Origin of the sequence: Candidatus Nitrospira allomarina, assembly GCF_032050975.1 — a bacterium.
Lineage (GTDB): Bacteria > Nitrospirota > Nitrospiria > Nitrospirales > UBA8639 > Nitrospira_E > Nitrospira_E allomarina.
The window spans coordinates 3,685,440-3,706,645 of the sequence record NZ_CP116967.1; the positions used below are offsets into that span (position 1 = coordinate 3,685,440).

The window sequence follows — 21,206 nt, forward strand, 5'->3', positions numbered from 1 at the left end:
TGAAACCGAAGGCGATGCACATGCCCTCTAACCAAAGGAGATCCGCCATGAAGGTTTTCATGCGGTCCGCAGTATGTATGTTGTCCCTCGTAGTTACAGTCGGATGCGCCTCAACCGAGACATCGAACCGCGAAATACTCGTGACCGAAAAAGTCGCACGACCCGCTCACATCTGGGTCTACGACTTTGCCGCCAGCTCCGCCGACGTTCCGGCCGATTCCGTGCTCGCCGGGCAGCATACCGATCATCCGACTCCCCAAACTCCCGAACAGATCGAGGCCGGTCGACAGGTGGGTATTCACATTGCAGAACAACTGGTCGAGGAGATTCGCTACATGGGACTGGCAGCCAGACGGGCTTCGAGTGAAACCACCCCGCAGATCAACGACCTCGTGATCCGGGGTTACCTCCTCGCCATCGATGAAGGCAGTGCGGTCAAGCGCGTCGCGGTGGGATTTGGCTCCGGTGGGTCGGAGTTGACGGTGGCGGCCGAAGGCTTCCAAATGACGCCCCAGGGACTGCGAAAACTTGGATCCGGTACCGTACATTCCGGAGGAAGTAAAACCCCCGGAGCCGCTGTAGGGACCGCCGCCCTCATTGCCACGGCCAACCCCGTGGGTCTTATCGTTGGAGGGGGGATGAAGGCATACGGGGAATACAGCGGTAGCGCCAAAATTGAGGGCCGGGAAAAGGCGATTGCCAAAGAAATCGCCGATAAGATCAAGCCCAGATTCCAAGAACAGGGGTGGGTGAATTGAAACCCACAGGGCCATACCCCGTGCCACGCGACTGAGGAACATCCACGCATCAAATCGGCAGCCACCCGATGCTCTTTCGGTCCGATCTCTTTTCAGCTAAAAAAGATTTCGCACTTAACGGGACACACGGCAAAGACAACCAAAGGGGTAACGTCACATTCGACGATCTCGAAAAGGCCAAGATCAACCATGATGTCCTGCGTAAAGGCGACGATAAGTAAAACGAAAATTCGGTCCCACCCTCGATGGCAACTGGAAATTCTGAGAACCTCAGCCCGCCAAAAACAAGCATGCACTGCCTCGAACGAATGCCATGCGAAAAAAAGGAGACTGCTATGCAGAACCGTGTTCTGTTTCGCGTGCACCTCAACTCTATCTTCACTACTCTATTGTTAGCCGGACTCTTGATCCAGCCGGGTCAAGCGGCCTTCGCCCAACCCGCACCGGAACGGGAAGCCTATTTCGGCGAAACGCATGTACATACGAGCTGGTCGCTCGACTCCTATCTCGGGTTCGGGAACACCATCGCCGGACCTGAAGAGTTCTACAAGTATTCGCTGGGGCAGCCCATCACGCACCCGGGCGGATTCACGGTGAAGATCACGAAACCGCTTGACTGGGGGGCGACAACCGAGCATGCGGAATATCTCGGAGCCGTTCAGGCCGCGTTGGACCCCGATTCGCAGCTCAGCAAGACCCTGCTTGGGAAATCCTTGAAGTTCGGCAGCCGGGTAGAGGCCGAGGCCACCTACAAGCTCCTCACGGTGACCATGCTCAAAAATCACCCACTCACTGATTTGATGGCCCCTGACGTGTTAGGCACGTACTGGAAGCGGCTGGTGGAGATCGCCGACAAATACTACCAGCCGGGCAAGTTCACGACGTTTGCGGCTTACGAATGGACCTCGACACCGAACAGTGCAAACCTGCATCGCAACATCTTTTTTCTGGATACCAAGAAGGTGCCGGACATGCCGTTCAGCGCGATCGACTCGGATGATCCGCGTGCGCTCTGGGAGTGGATGGATGCCCAACGCAAAGCGGGCAACGAGCTCCTCGCGATTACCCATAATCCGAACCTGAGCAATGGCCTGATGTTTCCGACGGAAGTGGACGACAGAGGGCGACCGATCGACAAGGCGTGGGCAGAGACCCGAATACGCAACGAGCCGCTGGCGGAACTCAAACAGGTCAAGGGTCAATCGGAGACGACGCCGGGACTTTCACCAAACGACGAATTTGCCAATTACGAGGTCGTGGTCTGGCAGTTACTGGGTTATAAAGGCGATCCGCGCAATTTTGGCAGCTACATCCGACAGGCGTATAAGGACGGACTCGCCATGCAGGACAGGCTCGGCCTCAATCCTTATAAATTTGGCGTCGTCAGCGGATCCGATTCGCATAGCACCGCGGTGTCCTACCGGCAGAACAACTTCTTCGGTATTCACGGAGGCAACTTTGACGAAACACCGGAAAAACGCCTGGAAGGTGGGCATTTTGGATTCAAGAACCTCTGGGCCAGCCCTGCAGGTTTGAGTGTGGTGTGGGCGGAAGAAAATACGCGCGAGGCCATCTTTGCCGCGATGCAACGCAAGGAGACTTATTCGACCAGCGGCGTCCGTCTCAGGGTACGCCTATTCGGCGGATGGGAATTCGAACCCGATGTCCTTAACCAAAAAGATTGGGTGAAGACGGCTTATGCCAAAGGCGTATCGATGGGTGGCGATCTGCCGGCTGCAACGGCCAAGGCCCCGTCATTTGTCGTCTGGGCGGTGAAAGACCCCGACAGCGGCAACCTCGATCGCGTTCAGATCGTCAAAGGCTGGTCCAAGAATGGTCAGACCTTTGAAAAAATTTATGATGTCGCCTGGGCCGGCGAGCGGAAACCGAATCCGGCCACCGGCAAGCTGCCCTCCATCGGTCACACGGTGAACCTCGTGACGGCAACGTATACGAACACCATCGGCGCAGTGGAGCTGAAGACTGTCTGGACGGATCCGGACTTCGATCCCAGTCTCGACGCATTTTACTACGCACGTGTTCTGGAGATTCCGACCCCGCGCTGGAGCACCATCCAAGCCGTGAAGTTGGGCAGAGTACCGCCTGACGGTGTGGCCGCGACGATCCAGGAACGGGCCTGGACATCGCCGATCTGGTACACACCAAACGAGGAAGCACGCAAAACGGCCAAACCGGGGATCACCGTCGCCGAACTCACACAAAAGGGCGCGACCGTTCTCGGTGACGAGGAGTTGAAACAGTTGATCGTCGGCAAAACCATCCTGGTCCGCAATTCGGTCACCGGGCAACGGTTCGAAATCCTCCATGGAGCGGACGGCCGACGTCTCATCACAGCCGTAGACGGGAACCTGCCTAGCCTGGATGTCATGGGCGAATTGGCGCATGGCCGCCAAATGCAGTATGAAATCCGCGACGGACGCTACATGGTCGATGTGGCGGGGACACCCTTCGAAGTGATCGTCTATAAGATAGGCAACAAGCACGTGGCGGCACGCAGCAATGAGTTCGGTTACGCCAATTATGAGATCGAAGCTGCACACGAATGATCGGTCTGAGCCGGCGTGAAGAGGTGCAATTGGAAGAACGTGTTGATCCGGATCAGGATGAGCCCGCTTCCGTCGGGCGAACTCCATCGCGTCTCATGCGATGGGGACGCGAGCCGCTGCTGCACTTCCTGCTGATCGGCGTTGCAATATTTGTCGGGTACCACCTGCTCCAACCGGAAACGACAGGGCCGGATGTTTCCGACCGGATCGTGCTGACCGGGGACGACCTGCGCCAGCTCAAGGCAACGTGGCTTGCGCAGGGACGCCCTTCGCCCACTCCCGAAGACATGCGTCGTCTCATCGGGAACAAGGTCCGGGAGGAGATTTTCTACCGGGAGGCACTTGCGCTTGGCCTGGACAAGGAAGACATCATCGTCAAACGTCGACTGGCACAGAAGATGGAGTTTCTCATCGAAGACCTCGCTGCCCTTCGTAATCCTACAACTGAAGAACTCCGGGCCTGGTACGAGAAGAACCCCGAACGCTTCACGCCGGCCCCACGTGTATCGTTTCATCATCTCTATTTTTCACCCGACCGGCGTGGCGCAGGGGTAAAGGACGAGGCTGAATCAGTGCGTGAACAACTTAACGGGAAGCCATTGGATACGCCCGTCCGGGCGACGTCGGCCGATTCTTTCATGTTCAAGGATTCCTACAATGACCGGACGCCGGAGCAGGTGGCCTCAGTGTTCGGCACCACGTTTGCCGAAGCCTTGCTCCTGCTGACGCCGGGATCCTGGCAAGGCCCGATTGAGTCCGGATTGGGCTGGCACATAGTCTGGGTGGAGTCGATCACACCAGGTCGCATTCCCGCCTTCGAGGAAATAGAACAGGACATTAAAGCTCAATGGACCGAGGAGCAACGAATCGAATCCAGCCGCCGGACATTTGACGCGATGAAAGCCCGCTACGAGGTGATTCTGCCTCACGTTCCGACCATGGTTGACAGGACGAAGGGCGGGTGAGGGGGAAGGGTTTGCCATACAGCAGGCAGAGGTGCATGTATGTTTTTTCTGGCACTAATGTGTGTACGACTGCTCAGAGATAGGCTCTGATCGCCTGATCACAGAGCCAAATGACAAGCCTGAAGTATGGTGTCGGCTGCCTGCGCTTTGCGATGCTGTTACCACCCCAAAGCCTTCGGTCTAGTTTCGTGCAGAACAATCACACGCGCAGATGCCAGGAGACATTTATCATAGGAGGTCTGTCATGCAGTCGATCGCACGTCTTGTCGTATCAGGTTTATTTGTCATACTCGCGGTTGGATGCGCTTCAACCAAAGTTACCGACCGTCATCGGCTTGTGGGGACGGAAAAGATCGCCAAGCCAGATCGAATCTATGTGTATGCCTTTGCGCCTTCCCATGAGGATATCCCATCCTGGTCCACGGCAGCGGAGAAATATGCCAAACCCAGCAAACCCCTTACTGCCGAGGAACTTGAGGTTGGTCGCAAGCTGGGCGCGCTGGTAGCCAGAGAACTGGTGACGGAAATTAATGAAATGGGAGTGTTGGCATTAGAGGGTGACGAGCAAATTCTTCCACAACTCAACGATCTCATGATTATTGGCTATTTTGAAGGAGTCGAAGAAGGCAGCACGGTCAAACGTCTCGGACTTGGGTTTGGCTCCGGGGCTGTGGAGTTACGGACAGTGGTGGAAGGTTACCAGATGACTAATACCGGCCCACGCCTGCTCGGGACCGGCAAACTCGACTCCGGTGGAGGTAAAATGCCAGGACTGATTGCCCCAATAGCCGTTCTCGCCGCCACCGCCAACCCGATCGGACTGATTGTGATGGGAACGGCAAAAGTGGAAGGTGAACTGACAGGCAGGACCAAAATCGAAGGGGCGGCCAAACGAACGGCTGAGGCCATTGGAAAAGAACTCCAGATCAGATTCAAGGAAAAAGGTTTGATTAAATAGGTCCTCGGCTCTATTCAGATCAAACCACAATATGGAACGAAAACCCTGCCAAACGCCGATCCTGCGATCGGCGTAAAACAGGTAGAAAAGCTCTACAAGTCCTGGTAGATTCGTGTGGTCCCTATTTACCGCAACAGGAATAAAATTCTTTTCCTCAAATAGTGTGAAGCTATCATGAAAGCCGGTCGTCGCGTGAAAGATCAAGAGAAACGTTCACTATACAATGGGATTAAATCAATTGGCGCAATGGCCTTCATCGTGCTCTTAGTCATCGGGACCTGGTGGTATAGCACGGCACAATCAGACCAGTCCTCTGTGCCGGATCCACAGGTCGGCATGACATGCGATATGGGTGTTTCTGCCGCGAAGTCCGGGCGGTCTCTGTCAGTGACGAATGCCCAACCAGCCCTGCCGGCGGGCCAATCGGTCCCATCCGCAGATGTGTCATCAGATGCTGTACACTCATCGCCGCCCTCCGATCCGGCTCCTGATGGGCTGGTTTGGATTCCCGGTGGTGAATTTTCCATGGGGGCAGCCGATTTATCCGAAGATGAAATGAACGATGTCGGCATGCATGCAACGCGAGATTCCCGCCCGATTCATCGTGTCTACGTGGATGGATTCTGGATGGATAAAACAGAGGTCACGAATGCGCAGTTCAAACGGTTCGTCGACGCCACCGGCTATATCACGGTCGCGGAGCGCACACCGCGTGCGGAGGATTTTCCAGGTGCCCCCCCGGAGAACCTGGTGGCCGGGTCCGTCGTATTTTCTCCACCGGACCATGCCGTGCCGCTTGATACCCATTTTCGATGGTGGAGTTACATTAAGGGGGCCAACTGGCGTCATCCGCTTGGTCCAACCAGCGACCTCAATGGTCGCGAAGAATATCCTGTTGTGCACATCGCGTATGAAGACGCGGAGGCCTATGCCAAATGGGCCGGAAAACGGCTTCCCACCGAAGCGGAATGGGAGTTCGCCGCGCGCGGAGGATTAAGCGGCAAGGTCTATCCCTGGGGCGATGAGTTTCGAAAAGATGGTCAATGGATGGCCAATAGCCATCAAGGCCATTTTCCGAATCAAGATACCGGTGACGATCAATATATGGGCATCGGGCCGGTGGCAAAGTTTCCCCCGAACGGGTACGGACTCTATGACGTAGCCGGGAACGTATGGGAATGGACGAGTGACTGGTATCGGCCCGATTATTACGCACGACTCGCAATAGCAGGCGGAGTCGCACACAATCCGCAAGGACCCGACTCCCCGTTCGATCCTACCGAACCCGGAGAAAAAAAACGCGTGCACCGTGGCGGATCGTTTTTGTGCACCGAACAATACTGTTCCCGCTACATGGTCGGCACACGCGGCAAGGGTGAAATCAACACGGGAACCAATCACCTGGGATTTCGGTGTGTCATGTCCCCAAAATAGAAATCTTGAGAGCATGATGAGCGATTATATGCCGACACGACAGGCCATCGGACGAAAACCGTAAGCAAGAAAATCATGAAAATACAGATACCAACTTATGACATGAATGAGAAAAGGAGAAAATTATGAAGGGTGTCCTTGGTGTTTCCCTCGCCATTCTGGCGGTTTTATCCCTTCCGCTGGGTGCAGCGGCTGAAAGTCAGCTTGATCGGACAGTGCTGCCGATTCACGAGCCGGAATATCCACCCATCACAAAGTTGGATGCTCGAAACGCCACTCCTCCCCCACGATTTGAAGTAAAGGCCCCTGCGGACGCGCCCAACGTACTGCTCGTGATGATTGATGACATGGGGTTCGGAATGCCCAGCGCTTTTGGCGGGCCCATACACATGCCAACCGCAGAACGATTGGCTAATCAGGGACTCCGCTATAACCATTTCCATACGACCGCTCTTTGTTCGCCGACCCGTGCCGCCCTATTGAGTGGCCGAAACCATCACATGAACAACATGGGCGCCATCACGGAAATGGCCACGCCATTCCCCGGCAATACCGGCCGGCGTCCGAACAATGTGGCCCCACTGGCAGAGATGCTGCGGCTGAACGGTTACAGCACCGCGTTTTTCGGCAAGAACCACGAGACGGCTGCCTGGGAAGTGAGCCCCTCCGGTCCGACCGACCGCTGGCCGACCCGGTCCGGATTCGACAAGTTTTATGGCTTCATCGGCGGAGAAACCAATCAATGGGCGCCCTTACTCTATGACGGCCTGTCGCAAGTGGAGCTGTCAAAAGATCCGAACTACCATTTCATGAACGACATGACGAACCAGGCAATTCACTGGATGCGGTATCAAAAGTCGCTTACGCCTGACAAACCATTTTTCATTTACTTTGCGCCTGGGGCCACCCATGCGCCTCACCATGTGCCCAAAGAATGGATCGAGAAGTACAAGGGCAAATTTGATGGAGGGTGGGATCAGTTTCGCGCAGAAACCCTGTCCCGTCAAATCAAACTTGGAGTGGTGCCTGCCGGCACGAAGCTCGCATCGAAACCCGAAGCCATCAAGGACTGGGACAAATTGACAGCGGATGAAAAAAAGTTGTTTGCACGACAAATGGAAGTTTTCGCAGGATTCGGCGAATATACCGACAGGGAAATCGGGCGGTTGGTTCAAGCGGTGGAGCAGACCGGCCACATGGACAACACCCTGATCATCTACATCATCGGGGACAATGGCACAAGTGCGGAAGGTGGCATGAGCGGCCTGTTCAACGAGATGACGTATTTTAATCGAGTACCCGAAACTGTCCAGGACATTCTGAAGCATTACGATGATCTGGGGGGACCGATGTCGTATCCTCACATGGCGGCGGGGTGGGCGGTGGCCGGTGATACACCCTTTATGTGGACCAAACAAGTGCCTTCCAACTTTGGCGGCACCCGGAACGGAATGGTCATTCACTGGCCCCAAAGAATCAAGGCCAAAGGGGAGATTCGCCAACAATTCCACCACGTGATCGATGTAGCACCGACCGTGCTGGAGGCTGCCGGCCTGCCGGAGCCGAGCATGGTCAACGGAACGAAACAGGCTCCCATCGAAGGCGTGAGCATGGTGTATACATTTGATAATCCGAAGGCAACAGATCGGCATACCACGCAATACTTTGAAATCATGGGCAATCGCGGCATCTACGCGGACGGCTGGTTTGCCGGAACGGTCCATCGGGCGCCGTGGGAATTCGAGCCGCGCAGAGCACTTCTCGATGATATATGGGAGCTATACGATACGCGCACTGATTTCAGCCTTTCCAACGATCTGGCTGCCAAGAATTCAGACAAGCTGAAGGAACTGCAGGCTCTGTTTCTGGAGGAAGCCGTCAAATATCGCGTGTTGCCCATAGATGACCGCCTCCTGGAGCGCGTCAATGCAGCTACGGCGGGCCGACCGGATTTGATGGATGGCCGTACATCCCTTACCCTGTATGAGGGCATGGAGGGAATGTCGGAAAACGTCTTCATCAATATCAAAAATCGCTCCCACACTATTACTGCCCAGTTAGAGATTCCCGATGGAGACATTAACGGCGTGATTCTTGCGCAAGCGGGCCGGTTCGGCGGCTGGAGTCTTTATGTAAAAGACGGGAAGCCGACCTATACCTATAACTTCCTGGGCTTACAGCGGTTCACCGTGGCGGCTCCACATACTCTTGAACCCGGCAAAGTCACGATACGGTACGAATTCGTCTATGAGGCACCTGGTATGGGCAAAGGCGGCGTCGGTACAATTTTTATCAATGATCAGAAAGTGGCCGAGGGAAAAATCGAGCATACGCAATGCTGCGTGTTTTCCGCGGACGAGGGTGCGGATGTAGGGTTGGATGAAGGGACGCCTGTCATTGAGAACTATGGAATTCCGTCGCCATATCGATTCAACGGAACAATCAAGCAGGTCACAGTTGATCTTCAAGATATGACAGCTGCCGACCGGCACGAAGCAAATCAAGCTCGCATTGAATATACTCACAAAAAAGCTTTGTCCGACTAAAAATGCTGCATGGTACGGACAGGGAAAGGCTTGCGACTTTTCCTACCTGTTTTCCTCTTCCGTGAATATGGATGGGTGAAGGAGTAATGCCTAGAATTTGCATGGCTGCTGTTACGGAAGATGACGAGACCCGCGATAGTTGAGGATTACGAAATCACCCTGCCCTATCGATTGACGGAGAAGATCAAAAGAATTTTCATCAAATTGAAGTACATGAAATTGTCTGCCCAAGCGGACATGAAGAAGGACTTGCAGCCTCCAGACCTGGGGATGAACCCACTCCTCAGTCAGAAAGGTACGACTGAAATCCCCCAGATGGGGAAAGGCCTTTTTCGAGATCAAACCAGTGCACGGCAGCGAATGTTGGCCCTGACGAACGGATTTACGGCATTAGGGAAGGAGAACGTCTTCTGGCACAGTTTCCTGCATGTGTTTTATCTAACCCTCATTTTGGTGTGTCGCCACTCATTAAAAGAAAATTTTTTAAATGGAAACGAGCCGCCTTATTGAGGTATATTCTGATCGCACTCCTCATCAAGCGAATCTGGTTTTAGCAAACCTTCGCAAGCCCGCTCTAAATCGTTTCGGATAAGAGGCGGTTACCCGCATGAGGACAAGAACGCGACAAGATAATGACACCATTCAACTGCCCAAAATAGTCCACAAAAAATTACCCCCAAACTTTCACAGAAAGGAGCAGCGCAGCAATGAAAACATTACTGACCGCTTGTAGGCTGGCCGTCTTGCTGACATTGAGCGGGCTGACGACAGCCCATGCCGCTGAAACAAAGCCGAACATCATTATCATCTGGGGCGACGATATAGGACAAAGCAATGTCAGCGCATACTCCCACGGCGTAATGGGCTACCAGACACCCAACATTGATCGTGTCGCGAAAGAGGGGATGATGTTCACAGATTATTACGCCGAGCAAAGCTGCACCGCCGGGCGTTCGGCCTTTATCACCGGCCAGAACGTTTTCCGTACGGGCTTGAGCAAGGTCGGCATGCCGGGCGCCCCCATCGGCATGAGCAAGGAAGACCCGTCCATCGCCATGTTGCTAAAGGCACAAGGGTATGTCACCGGCCAATTCGGTAAGAATCACCTGGGAGACAAGGACGAGCACCTCCCTACCGCCCATGGGTTCGATGAGTTTTATGGGAACCTGTATCACCTGAACGCCGAAGAGGAGCCGGAACAGCCCGATTATCCTAAAGAAACCGACTTCCCCAACTTCCGCAAAAAATTCGGCCCGCGCGGGGTGATTCATAGCTTTGCCAATTCTGACGGCACCCAGAAAATCGAGGACACCGGTCCTCTCACCAAGAAGCGAATGGAAACGATCGACGACGACATTGCCGCCCGTGCAGCGGAGTTCATCGAGAAACAGGCCAAGGCCGGCAAGCCGATGTTTGTCTGGGTCAATTTTACTCACATGCATTTCCGCACCCATCCCAAGCCGGAGAGTGTGGGCCAGTCCGGGCGATGGCAGAGTGAATACCACGACACGATGATCGATCACGACAAGAACGTCGGCACCGTACTCGACAAACTCGATGAATTGGGTCTTAGCGACAACACCCTCGTCGTGTATAGCACCGACAACGGACCTCACATGAATTCCTGGCCGGATGCCGGGATGACACCTTTTCGTAACGAGAAGAACTCCAACTGGGAAGGAGCCTATCGCGTCCCTGCCATGGTGCGCTGGCCCGGCCACATTCAGCCCGGCACCGTGTCCAACGACATTGTGTCCCACCTTGATTGGGCACCGACCCTCTTGGCCGCCGCCGGAGAGCCCGACATCAAGGAAAAACTGCAAAAGGGCTACCAGATTGGAAAAATGACGTACAAAGTACATTTGGACGGGTTTAACCAGTTACCGTACTTCACTGGCCAGCAGAAGAAGAGCGCTCGCGAATCATTCCTCTATTTTTCTGACGATGGGGATTTGACAGGTTTGCGCTACGACAACTGGAAGGTGATCTTTGCTCAGCAACGGGCAGCTGGTACCCTGGCGGTCTGGAGCGAGCCTTTCGTGAAGACCCGGATTCCCTTGCTCATCAATCTACGAATGGACCCGTACGAGCGGGCGCCGATTACGTCCAACACCTATTGGGACTGGTATATCGATCATGCTTACCTCCTCCTGCCGGCGCAGGATTATGTCGGCCGATTCTTAGGGTCCTTTAAAGAATTTCCGCCCCGTCAAAAGGCCGCCAGCTTCACCATCGACCAGGTGTTGGAAACTCTTCAAATGGGCGTAGGCAGCAAATAATGCCCGATACCATGACAAACTGAATCAACTTACCCGCCCGCATCCGTCCCACCGGAGGATGCGGGCTATCTCATTACACACACATTGGAAGACTCACGGTGCAACTCAGAGCCTTGTTCATCGTGACAGCGATGCTGGAGACAGGGACAGGTTTAGCGTTAGTCCTTTCCCCATCGGTACCGGCTGCGATTCTGTTTGGTGCCTCCCTCGATACAGCCGGCGGTCTCCTCACAGCTCGCCTTGCAGGAGCCGCACTCATTTCCCTCGGTATCGCCTGTTGGTTTGCACGGAATGATCGACAGAGCCGGGCGGCAACAGGGTTGGTGACAGCCATGGTGCTCTACAACGTTGGCGCCGTCGGAGTCTTCCTCTATGCGGGCATGGGCCTGGGACTGACCGGCGTGGGTCTTTGGCCGGCAGCTCTCCTTCACACAGGGTTGGCCATCTGGTGCCTCGGATGCCTTCGATCACATATGTGAACCTGATTAAGGATAGGTCGTCCAAGATCGACTTCAAACTCAGAAAGGAACCCAGGACAAAAATGAACCGCACCCATACTTTCGTTGCGGCCTGTGTCTTTTTGATCGCCCCATTCTCCGCAACGCTGATCTACGCCGCAGACGAGCTTCCATCCTGGAACGACGGCCTGAACAAACAGGCCGTCGTGAACTTTGTCCAACGTGTCACCACACCAGGTCCCGACTTTGTGCCTGAAGCTGCTCGCATTGGTGTTTTTGACAACGATGGCACGCTTTGGGCGGAACAGCCCATGTACTTCCAATTGTTCTTTGCACTTGACCGCGTCAAAGCCCTCGCGCCACAACATCCCGAATGGAAAACCACGGAGCCGTTCGCCTCCCTGCTCCAAGGGGATGTAAAGGGCGCTCTGGCGGGCGGTGAACACGCAATCCTCAAAATCGTCATGGCCACCCACGCGGGGATGACGACGGCTGAGTTTGAGACAACCGTGAAAGACTGGATTGCGACCGCGAAACATCCCAAGACCAAACGTCTGCTCACTGAAATGGTGTATCAGCCCATGTTGGAGTTGCTGGCGTATCTTCGGACGAATGGTTTCAAGACGTTCATTGTTTCCGGCGGCGGCATCGATTTCATGCGGCCCTGGACCGAGCACGTGTATGGAATCCCACCCGAACAGGTCGTCGGCAGCAGCGGCAAACTGAAATATGCGTTGCGCGATGGGGATCCGGTACTCGTCAAGCTTCCTGAAATCAACTTCATTGACGACAAGGACGGCAAACCTGTCGGCATTCAGACGCACATCGGTCGAAGGCCCATTCTGGCCTTCGGCAACTCAGACGGCGATCTTCAAATGCTCCAGTGGACGGCAAGCGGAAATGGAGCACGCTTCATGGCTCTCATCCACCACACCGACGCTGAGCGTGAATGGGCCTATGACCGCAAATCATCCATCGGCCATCTAGATAAGGCACTGGACGAAGCAAAAGGCAAAGGGTGGACGGTGGTAGATATGGAAAAGGATTGGAAGGCCGTCTATCCGTATCACAGGCATAGCGGTGATATGTCAATGTCCGAATCCTCGGATAGATGAATTTCATTTTGCCGATTTATCGGAGGAATGAGCCAAGTGAATGGGGCATGGCGGGGAAACGCTCTCCTTTAGAAATGCATGTGATCCACAAAGCCGGTCGGTCACCTCTCGATGATCTCTGTATTGGTTCGAAACGGGGAACTCCATCTCATCCCAGTCACGCCGGGGCATGGATAAAAAAACCGGATGATCGATTTCCAATCGAACGGAAAGATATAAGGTCCTGCCCAAAAAAAAGAACACCCTTTTGCCGAAGGACCAGAGCCATTTCTCTTCTGATGAAGGATCATTGACGAGAAACCTTGTTCTCAAAAAGTGCCGTAGATCATTCTGAAAGAGCACCTTGAGGTCTCTGAACGGCAAGTCCAGAGGTTTATCCGCACTATCCCTCCAAACGCCCGCCCAACTTTGAAGAGGCGTTTCTAAAAATCGTCTCTTCCTTCATTGCACTCCTCACGCTATTCAACTCATTTGATTCTCATGCCGTTCCTCCATGGCTGTTCCGATGCGTTTCGGGAGTGACCGGCAAATCGGCAAACAACCGAGGTAGCACTCCAAGTCTTCTATGAGGTAATATTTTCAACATTGCATTGGGCGCCCACTTCAACGTCGCACAATACGTCACGCACACTCCTGGATACTCGAGACAAAAAAGGTGTGAGCGTCGACTCTTTTCAAGGACAACACAGGATTATGAGGAATTGGAGTCGAGGCATATTTTTAGGCCATCTCACCTCACTTGAACGGCTCAATGCCCTCACAGACGGTGTGTACGCAATTGTGATCACCCTTCTGGTGCTGGATCTGAAGGTGCCTGAAACTCCTGGACTGACCACAGGCCAGCTTCTTACCGACCTTCAAGAGCAGATCCCAAATTTTGCTGCCTGGATACTCAGTTTTTATATGGCGGCGTTTCTGTGGATGAGGAATTTTTGGATTCTCAAGCACCTGCAGAAATGCGATGAAAAGACATTCTGGTTGAACTTTGTTCATCTGATGTTTGTATCGCTCATCCCTTACTCTGCCTCGTTGCTCGGTCATTACGAAGAAGATGCCGTTGCGGTCATCATTTTTTCCTCAACTCTTGGTCTGGCTAGTTTTTCTTTATTGATCCTCCACCAGTATGTGGCGGCCAAACGCGATTGGCATCTGGATGGTGCACCCAAGCTCTGGACGAATCCGAACTTGTGGGCCATGTACCCCGCACCAATTTTTGCGATAGGTTCTATTCTCATCTCTTTCAACAACGTCAATGGCGCGATTGCCTTCTGGTTCCTCGCGCCCGTCTGGGCGCGCTTTTTCTCACAGAGATAAATGGACTCAGAGGTAAAACGGTCCACTTTGAGAATGAATGATGAATCCCTACCGACGAGGACAGGCATGCTTGGGCCGACTCGGATTGACGTTCACCATATTCTGCGCGGTCGGGATTTTTGCCTGTGCCTCGCAAGACTTCCTATTAACAGGATCATGGGAAAGCACTGAGATCACCCATCCTTCTCCTTTTTTTTCCGGGGCGCTGGCCTCCAATACAGGCAGGAATGTCAGCTTGATCCTGAACCGGCATGGGACATTTACATGGGTCGAACCTGAAGGCGTTTGCCATTCGGGGGTCTATCGCATTCAAGGCCAGGCTCTCCTTTTGATCCCATCGCCAGAAAAGGAACGTATTCGCCTTGACTATACTTTCCGTGGGGATGAACTCCGCCTGAAAACCCCGGATGGTTTTATGTTTGAGTTTCGAAAGACACCGCACCAGGTTGATGCGGGAGCCAAGCCCTGCAATTGAAAGAAAGGAGATGCAGTGGGAGCCGAAGAGGAGGAGTTGACAAAAAAAATTCGTCGACTGGTCGAGGAGAAATTTGATGGTGACTTTCGTAAAGGCTTCGACCATTACGATTCCATCGATGGTCAGGATTTAAAGATCGGGTCATCCGCGTTGGAGCAACTTCTCGCGGATGCCAAGATAGGAAATTTCCTGACCCGAACACTATGGGTGGAAGGCGTCTTACAGGCACTCGATAAAGATCAGGACGGCGCCATTTCCTGGAATGAGTTCGCATCAATTCTTGAGGACAGCCCGACACCCAAAGAAGAAACGGATAAGAGCCTGGGCGAGGACTTATCCCCGGACAAATAGGTTTGCCGATTGAGAATGGGAACGGATCGGGCCGAACCTCTATTACATGAGAACAGGAACCTTTGTTTAACCAAACGACTGCTTACCTGAAACAGGTCCATAGGTGAAATTTCACAAAGAATTCATCAGAGGAGGATTTTTCCCTGGAGGCAGGCCATAAAAAATTCCCTACCATTTTTCAGAAGTTCAACACGAATTGAAGAGAGCTCTACTCAAACCAACCCCGGACATAGAAAAATATTCCCAAACCTCCGCCAATCACAGCCATGAGACCAAGAAGGATAAAATACCCGTAGGGCATCTGAAGTTCGGGCATATTAGGGAAATTCATGCCGTAGATACCGGCAATAAGGGTGAGTGGCATAAAAATGGCCGAAATCACCGTCAGGATACGAAGCCGGTTGTTCGTGCTATTCTGGAGTGACAAATTGTAGTGTTGAGATAATCCCTGTAGCCGCCCCTCTAACCGTTCCAGCCAACGCTGCATTTGGTTTAATTCGTTCATGGCTTCCTTAAAATACAATCGTACTTCATGCAAATCCAACAAAGAAGATTTCAACGTGAGGAGGCTTCCCATAAGAATAAGACGATCTTCGGTCGTTGATTGGAGACGGCTCACGTGATTGGTCAGATTCTGAATATCATTGAGGACATCGGTGTTGAGACTCTGGTCAAAGTCATTTGACAGTTCCGCAATCATTTGTCGAGTTTGCTGATATAATTCGATATCACGATTAATGCCTAATAACAGGATATGGAGAATCAGGTCCGTGATGGTGCTGTTTCCGATTCCGCCGAACCGATCGATCCTTGCGAGAATTTGTTCCGGAGGCAGATATAGTTCATTGTGAAGGAGAATGAGAGTTTCTTTCACACAGATCGCGGTAATATAGGGATCCTTAAAATCATGTAAAGCCGGGCGTGGGAATCGAAGAAACAAGGCGTGTGAGAAGGTTTCCACACTGACACCCCCGGCTTGGGATTTGACTTTGTCCAGCAAAGCGTCATCCAAGTTCAAGGGCGCAAGGAGCTCCGGCAGCTCTTTGGTCAAGTCGGGATTATCAATATCCAGTAAACGGACGGTCCCATCCCCAAGCCATGATGCGGAAGGTCTTTCCTCGGTCAGTTGGAGCAAACCCTGCTCTTGGAGTCGGAAGCAATGTATCTGCACTGGGAGCACTCTCCAATGCTAATAGTTCGTATCAAAGTCTTCGGAAGCCCGCAATGAATGGGAAATGGATACCGTTCAGAGCAGAATCGATAGAAAGGGCGGATGTCGTTTAACCAACCTGCTTATATGCTGAAGCCTGCATGCCAATGCCATTTCGAAAAGGTTCGAGAATTTTTTCTCGAGGAAGACCATAGATACATCCCCTCTCCTTTTAGTCGGCCGGAAGGTGCTATCCGATCGAATCGAGACTAGCCCAGTAAGGCTAACAGGACAAGAGGCGCGAGAATCACTCCCAATGCCCACTTCAGGCAAAGATTCTCCTCTTCGAGTTCGACAAGACGTTCCGATAATTGACCGGTCGCCGGAAGCACCTCTACGTTTAATGGAGCTGCTGATACAGGACCCTCTTGAAAGCTTTTGGTTTTCCCTTGAGGCCTGTCATCCTGTAAAACCGCATAAAGCCGTGTACCCACTTTTTTGTCATGATGATCGCGACCTCGCATAGGTTGCTGCCCGGCAGGCCTGTTTCTGTTTTCCGGCTTCCCAACATCTTCAGGCACTGATGGGTCTGAACCTTTGTGTTGGTCAGGTATCGCAGCTCCCAATGGATTGGGAATGATCTCATCCAGCGGATTGGTCCCGATGGTGCTTCGTTTGCTCATAAACCAGATCTCCTTTGCAAAACAGCGAAAATGGTCTCCCTATACTCCGGATCGGCTTTCCTGTCTTTTCACTTCTTTTGCCAAATCCCGATAGTCTTTGGCGCCATTCCCCTGAGGATCGTAAAGAGTCACGGGTTTTCCAAATGATGGACATTCTGCCAACCGAATACTTTCCCTCACCACGACCTGAAACACCTGCTTGCCAAAACGCTCCCGAAGTTGGGCAACCACTTCTAACGCATGCCGCGTGCGAGCATCAACCCGGCAGGCCAGAATTCCCGAAATCGCCAAATCCGGGTTCAATCTGACACGGATGGTCTCCACCGTTTGAAGTAAGTGAGCTAATCCGCGCAAGGCCATCACATGGGCCTCTACGGGAATGAGAATTTCTTTGGCTGCGACCAACGCATTGATGGTAACAATGCCAAGCGTGGGCGAACAATCAAGAAGAATATAATCCCATTGATCGGACAGGTGAGCGAGATGACGGTTGAGAATCATCTCAGCCCCGACTTCCCCGGCCAACGCCTTATCCACTCCCACCAGCCAGGCGGAAGAAGGGATCATCTCAACCAAGGGCACACAGGTCTGGTGTATGAGATCCTTGAGATTTTTGGACTCCGTAAAAGCCTCGAAGAGGCCTTTCTCCTCTTCGGTAATCCCAAACCAGTTGGAGGCTGAGGCCTGCGGATCAAGGTCAATCAGCAACACTCGACGCTTCAGTTCGCCCAATGTCGCGGCAAGATTCACGGCGGTTGTCGTTTTCCCACTCCCGCCTTTTTGATTGGTGATGGCAATTATGCGAGTCATCGCTTGAGAAAGGGAATGCTCCTGGTTATAGGCTCAGGGCACGGGCGATCGAGGCTAAAAAAAATAGATGGAAGAGTTTCAGCAAAGCCCATTAAAAAGTCAAGAAGAATTGAACCTTGATCACACCAGATTTCTCAGCTAATTGTTTGTCCGGCCGCACTTTCGAGGAGAAGGATATGACGTTGATAGTGGTAGAGAGCATCCAGATAGGCCTCCTGAATATCGTTTCTTGTCAGATGGGCATCAAGGAAGGACAGAATCGCGGTGTCCCCGGATTCGTAGGACTTCTTCACAGTATCGAACAGGGACTGCGCAGCATGCAGCGCCTTGGCTCGATAGGCTTCCACTAATCGACGACTTTGGACCAGATGACGATAGGCCAAATCGACTTGAGCATGCGCCTCATTGAGAGTCTGGCGCAGGTCGGCCTCGGCTATTTGAACGACGGTGGCGGCTTCCTGTATGCCGCCCTGATTTCGGTCGAACACGGGAAGGGGCATGCCCACGTTAAAGGTCCATTGCTGTTGATTGTCAGGTCCTTTGGCTCCCTGGACCATGAATCCGAGATCCACGGTCACATCCGGGTACTGAATAGCGAGCGCAAGTTTCAATTCAGCGCGACGCTTCGCATACAATAGACGTTTGGCCCGAACGTCCGGGCGCGTATTTTCAATCTGAGATTTCAATGCGTGTATATCGGGGGCGATGGGCAGGAATGTCAGATCCGTCGTCAGGTCTAGTTCAGTTTCCGGGGGGAGAGATAAAAGCAAAAGAAGGTCGGCAGTATCGGAATCGATTTGCTGCAAATCACGGATCAACCCATATTGTGCATCCACCAGTTGTATTTTGAGCCGGATCAGATCTTTGCCATAGCCGATCCGTTGTGACTCATCCATCATTTTTTTCACCACACCCGAAAGGTGCTCGCGAGTCTCTTTATCGAAAGCCAGATGACGACGCGCGACCTGAACGCGGTAATACGCATCCTTCACGGCGAAACTGAGTTGTCGAAGCGAGTCTTCAAACCCGGCTTCGGCTGACTGTGTCCCGAATTCCGCACTTTCAATACGAAACCCGCGTTTGCCGGCCACGACAAAAAGTTGGCTCAGGACGGAGCTAATCGCTCCACAGTCAGAGAGTTGACAATTTTGTGTGTAGGAACTCAGGGTATTGATGGAGAATTGGGGGTTCGGGAAGAGCCCGGCGGTAATTCTCTTGGCCTTAGCGGTATCGATACCATATTGGGTTGTAAGGAGATCCAAATTTTGACGGAGAAACAAGGCAATGGCGTCATCCAGGCTCAGACGCTGGACCACGGACTTCCTGCTTGCAGGTCTGTTTTCCTGTTCTCCCGCCGTAGCGTTTCCGACGGTTCCCAATCCCAGCACGCCAAGAAGGCCCATGATGATACATACCTTCGCAAATAATCGAATCTCCAACATTGACCTTGCGTGGTCGCGTAAGCCTGAAAAAAAGCAAAGGAAATAATGGGAACAAATCATAGGCCGGGATCTTTAGCTGATTGGCTGCGCGACGGCACTTTCGAGAAGGAGGATATCGCGTTGATATTCGTAGAGGGCGTTGATGTAGGCCTTATCTATATTTATTTTTGTCTGAAAGGCATCAAGCAGGTGTAGGATCGTGGTCTCTCCCGAATGGAAGTCATTCTCCACCCTATCCAACAGCGCCTGGGTGGCTTCGAAGGCACCCGCGCGGTAGGTTTCGACTAGCAGACGACTTTGGCCCAAATGCCGGTAGACCGTATTAATTTGGTGATGCACTTCATTGAGGGTCTTTTGCAGATCGGCTTCTGCCATATGTACTTTGGTGGCGGCTTCCTTGATGCCTCCCTGATTTCTATCGAACACCGGGATAGGCATGCCCAAATTGATGGTCCATTGTTGCTGGTTGTCAGGCCCTTGAGGTCCCTGGACATTGTACCCGAGGTCCACTGTCACGTCCGGATACTGGTTCGCTATCGCGAGCTTCGATTCCGAGCGGCGCTTGGCCAACAGCAGACGCTTGGCGCGAAGATCCGGTCTGGCATCCTCCACGCGCTTCTTCAAAGCCACCATATCGGGGTCGATCGGCTGAAATGTCAGATCCGTCGTCAGCGCTAATTCAGTTTCCGGAGGGAGGGTCAAGAGCAGAAGAAGATCGGATCGGTCCGAATCAAGCTGTTGAATATCCCGGATGATATCCCCCTGTGTTTTCACCGCACGAATTTGAAGACGGATTAAATCCTCCGGATCTTGCATCTTTGTGGGTGCACCCACGAGTTTTTCGATGGCACCATTGATCCGGCTCGATCGCTGTTCATCATCCGCCAGAAGGCGATGCCCCACCTGCACCCGATAGTAGGCATCCTTCACGGCAAAACCGAGTTGTCGAAGCGTGTCTTCAAAACCGGCTTCGGCTGACTGTGTCCCGAACTCCGCACTTTCAACACGGAACCCGCGTTTACCGGCCACCAGAAAAAGTTGACTGATAACCGGCATAATCCCTCCGCACTTACTCAAATTACAATCCTGTGTGTAGGCGGTGAGGGTATTGATGGAGAGCTCGGGGTTTGGGAACAGTCCGGCGGTGATCTGTTGGGCCTTTGCGGCATCAATGCCATATTTGGTTTTAAGAAGATCCAGATTTTGACGCAGAAACATGGCAAGGGCATCATCAAGACTCAGACGCAGGATCGTGGGTTTCTGCTTCTCCAAGCTCCCTTCCCCGGTTGCCGCCACCGCTGAACTCAGACTCAAGAGCCCCGGGATCAGCATCACGATCGCCAAAAGCCAAGTCCCCACGCACCATGTCCCTCCGCAATTGGCTCTCATGGGATTGGTGTATTGGGTCGCCCATCTGGTCATGCGTTTCCTCCCTCCTGACAACTCACGAAGCAAAAAGATACCTTACCGGATGCCTGCTCCCCGCCTTCGCCTTGCCCGGTGAAGGGCGACAACACATCCATGCGAGGGCAATCTTCAGCGCAGGTTAATTAGGGCTGCCTTTCCGTTTCTTACCACATACACCCATGGATACATGGCGCCAGCATAGCTCAAATATTCAGTCTGTAGCCATATGCCATAGCCTCAAGATTCAGTTTTTACTTCCGAAATTTTATGTCTGCCACTGTCATTTTTGTGAGATACTCCCGGATTAAAAAATTTGTCTTTAGATAGAGACGTATGCCCGGCCGACAGGGACAACCTGCCCCGGTATCATGAGTCAAAAACGACGTCGAAGAAAAAAAATTTCCAGGACTCATTGTCAGGGATGCCGGAGCGTGCGATGAATTTTCGCGAGAGGTAACGGTATTGTAAAAATTTTTTCCTTGGCCGGCATTGAG

18 protein-coding genes are annotated in these 21,206 nt (G+C 52.9%); 13 read left to right on the forward strand and 5 right to left on the reverse strand.

Features of this window, described 5'->3' with window-relative positions:
• Positions 1–47: 47 nt before the first annotated feature.
• From PP769_RS16370 to PP769_RS16430, 13 genes are all read left to right on the forward strand, one after another.
• Positions 48–758, forward strand: a complete 711-nt coding sequence (locus tag PP769_RS16370; protein WP_312642104.1) for a DUF4410 domain-containing protein — start codon at positions 48–50, stop codon at positions 756–758.
• Between the two features lie 335 nt (positions 759–1,093).
• Entirely contained in the window at positions 1,094–3,325 is a 2,232-nt protein-coding gene (locus PP769_RS16375) for a DUF3604 domain-containing protein (RefSeq protein ID WP_312642106.1), read from the forward strand.
• The gene (locus tag PP769_RS16380; RefSeq protein ID WP_312642108.1) at positions 3,322–4,290 is read left to right on the forward strand and encodes a peptidylprolyl isomerase; all 969 of its coding nucleotides are present in this window, start codon (positions 3,322–3,324) and stop codon (positions 4,288–4,290) included. Before PP769_RS16375 ends, PP769_RS16380 begins: the two co-directional genes overlap by 4 nt.
• Positions 4,291–4,534: 244 nt before the next feature.
• The gene (locus PP769_RS16385) at positions 4,535–5,248 is read left to right on the forward strand and encodes a DUF4410 domain-containing protein (protein WP_312642110.1); all 714 of its coding nucleotides are present in this window, start codon (positions 4,535–4,537) and stop codon (positions 5,246–5,248) included.
• A 174-nt stretch (positions 5,249–5,422) separates the two neighbouring features.
• Positions 5,423–6,682: a formylglycine-generating enzyme family protein gene (locus PP769_RS16390; protein WP_312642112.1), complete on the forward strand. Its 1,260-nt coding sequence runs from the start codon at positions 5,423–5,425 to the stop codon at positions 6,680–6,682.
• Between the two features lie 125 nt (positions 6,683–6,807).
• A complete protein-coding gene (locus tag PP769_RS16395; RefSeq protein WP_312642114.1) occupies positions 6,808–9,228 on the forward strand; it encodes an arylsulfatase in 2,421 nt (806 codons plus the stop codon).
• 120 nt (positions 9,229–9,348) lie between these two features.
• Positions 9,349–9,738 (forward strand): hypothetical protein, encoded by a 390-nt coding sequence (locus PP769_RS16400; RefSeq protein ID WP_312642116.1) that lies wholly within the window; start codon positions 9,349–9,351, stop codon positions 9,736–9,738.
• 197 nt (positions 9,739–9,935) lie between these two features.
• Positions 9,936–11,507 (forward strand): arylsulfatase, encoded by a 1,572-nt coding sequence (locus PP769_RS16405; protein ID WP_312642118.1) that lies wholly within the window; start codon positions 9,936–9,938, stop codon positions 11,505–11,507.
• A 98-nt stretch (positions 11,508–11,605) separates the two neighbouring features.
• Positions 11,606–11,986, forward strand: coding sequence for a hypothetical protein (locus PP769_RS16410; protein ID WP_312642120.1), 381 nt, complete (start codon positions 11,606–11,608; stop codon positions 11,984–11,986).
• Between the two features lie 62 nt (positions 11,987–12,048).
• Positions 12,049–13,080 (forward strand): HAD family hydrolase, encoded by a 1,032-nt coding sequence (locus tag PP769_RS16415; RefSeq protein WP_312642122.1) that lies wholly within the window; start codon positions 12,049–12,051, stop codon positions 13,078–13,080.
• A gap of 693 nt (positions 13,081–13,773) precedes the next feature.
• The gene (locus PP769_RS16420) at positions 13,774–14,394 is read left to right on the forward strand and encodes a TMEM175 family protein (protein WP_312642124.1); all 621 of its coding nucleotides are present in this window, start codon (positions 13,774–13,776) and stop codon (positions 14,392–14,394) included.
• Positions 14,395–14,431: 37 nt separating this feature from the next.
• Entirely contained in the window at positions 14,432–14,869 is a 438-nt protein-coding gene (locus tag PP769_RS16425; RefSeq protein WP_312642126.1) for a hypothetical protein, read from the forward strand.
• Positions 14,870–14,884: 15 nt separating this feature from the next.
• Positions 14,885–15,220 (forward strand): EF-hand domain-containing protein, encoded by a 336-nt coding sequence (locus PP769_RS16430; protein ID WP_312642128.1) that lies wholly within the window; start codon positions 14,885–14,887, stop codon positions 15,218–15,220.
• Positions 15,221–15,428: 208 nt separating this feature from the next.
• Here PP769_RS16430 and PP769_RS16435 read toward each other — a convergent pair whose 3' ends face one another.
• From PP769_RS16435 to PP769_RS16455, 5 genes are all read right to left on the reverse strand, one after another.
• Positions 15,429–16,391: a magnesium transporter CorA family protein gene (locus PP769_RS16435; protein WP_312642130.1), complete on the reverse strand. Its 963-nt coding sequence runs from the start codon at positions 16,389–16,391 to the stop codon at positions 15,429–15,431.
• 248 nt (positions 16,392–16,639) lie between these two features.
• Positions 16,640–17,053: a hypothetical protein gene (locus PP769_RS16440; RefSeq protein ID WP_312642131.1), complete on the reverse strand. Its 414-nt coding sequence runs from the start codon at positions 17,051–17,053 to the stop codon at positions 16,640–16,642.
• Positions 17,054–17,092: 39 nt separating this feature from the next.
• Entirely contained in the window at positions 17,093–17,863 is a 771-nt protein-coding gene (locus PP769_RS16445; RefSeq protein WP_312642133.1) for a ParA family protein, read from the reverse strand.
• Positions 17,864–17,997: 134 nt separating this feature from the next.
• Positions 17,998–19,305, reverse strand: a complete 1,308-nt coding sequence (locus PP769_RS16450; RefSeq protein WP_312642135.1) for a TolC family protein — start codon at positions 19,303–19,305, stop codon at positions 17,998–18,000.
• A 72-nt stretch (positions 19,306–19,377) separates the two neighbouring features.
• Positions 19,378–20,727, reverse strand: coding sequence for a TolC family protein (locus tag PP769_RS16455; protein WP_312642137.1), 1,350 nt, complete (start codon positions 20,725–20,727; stop codon positions 19,378–19,380).
• Positions 20,728–21,206: the final 479 nt, after the last annotated feature.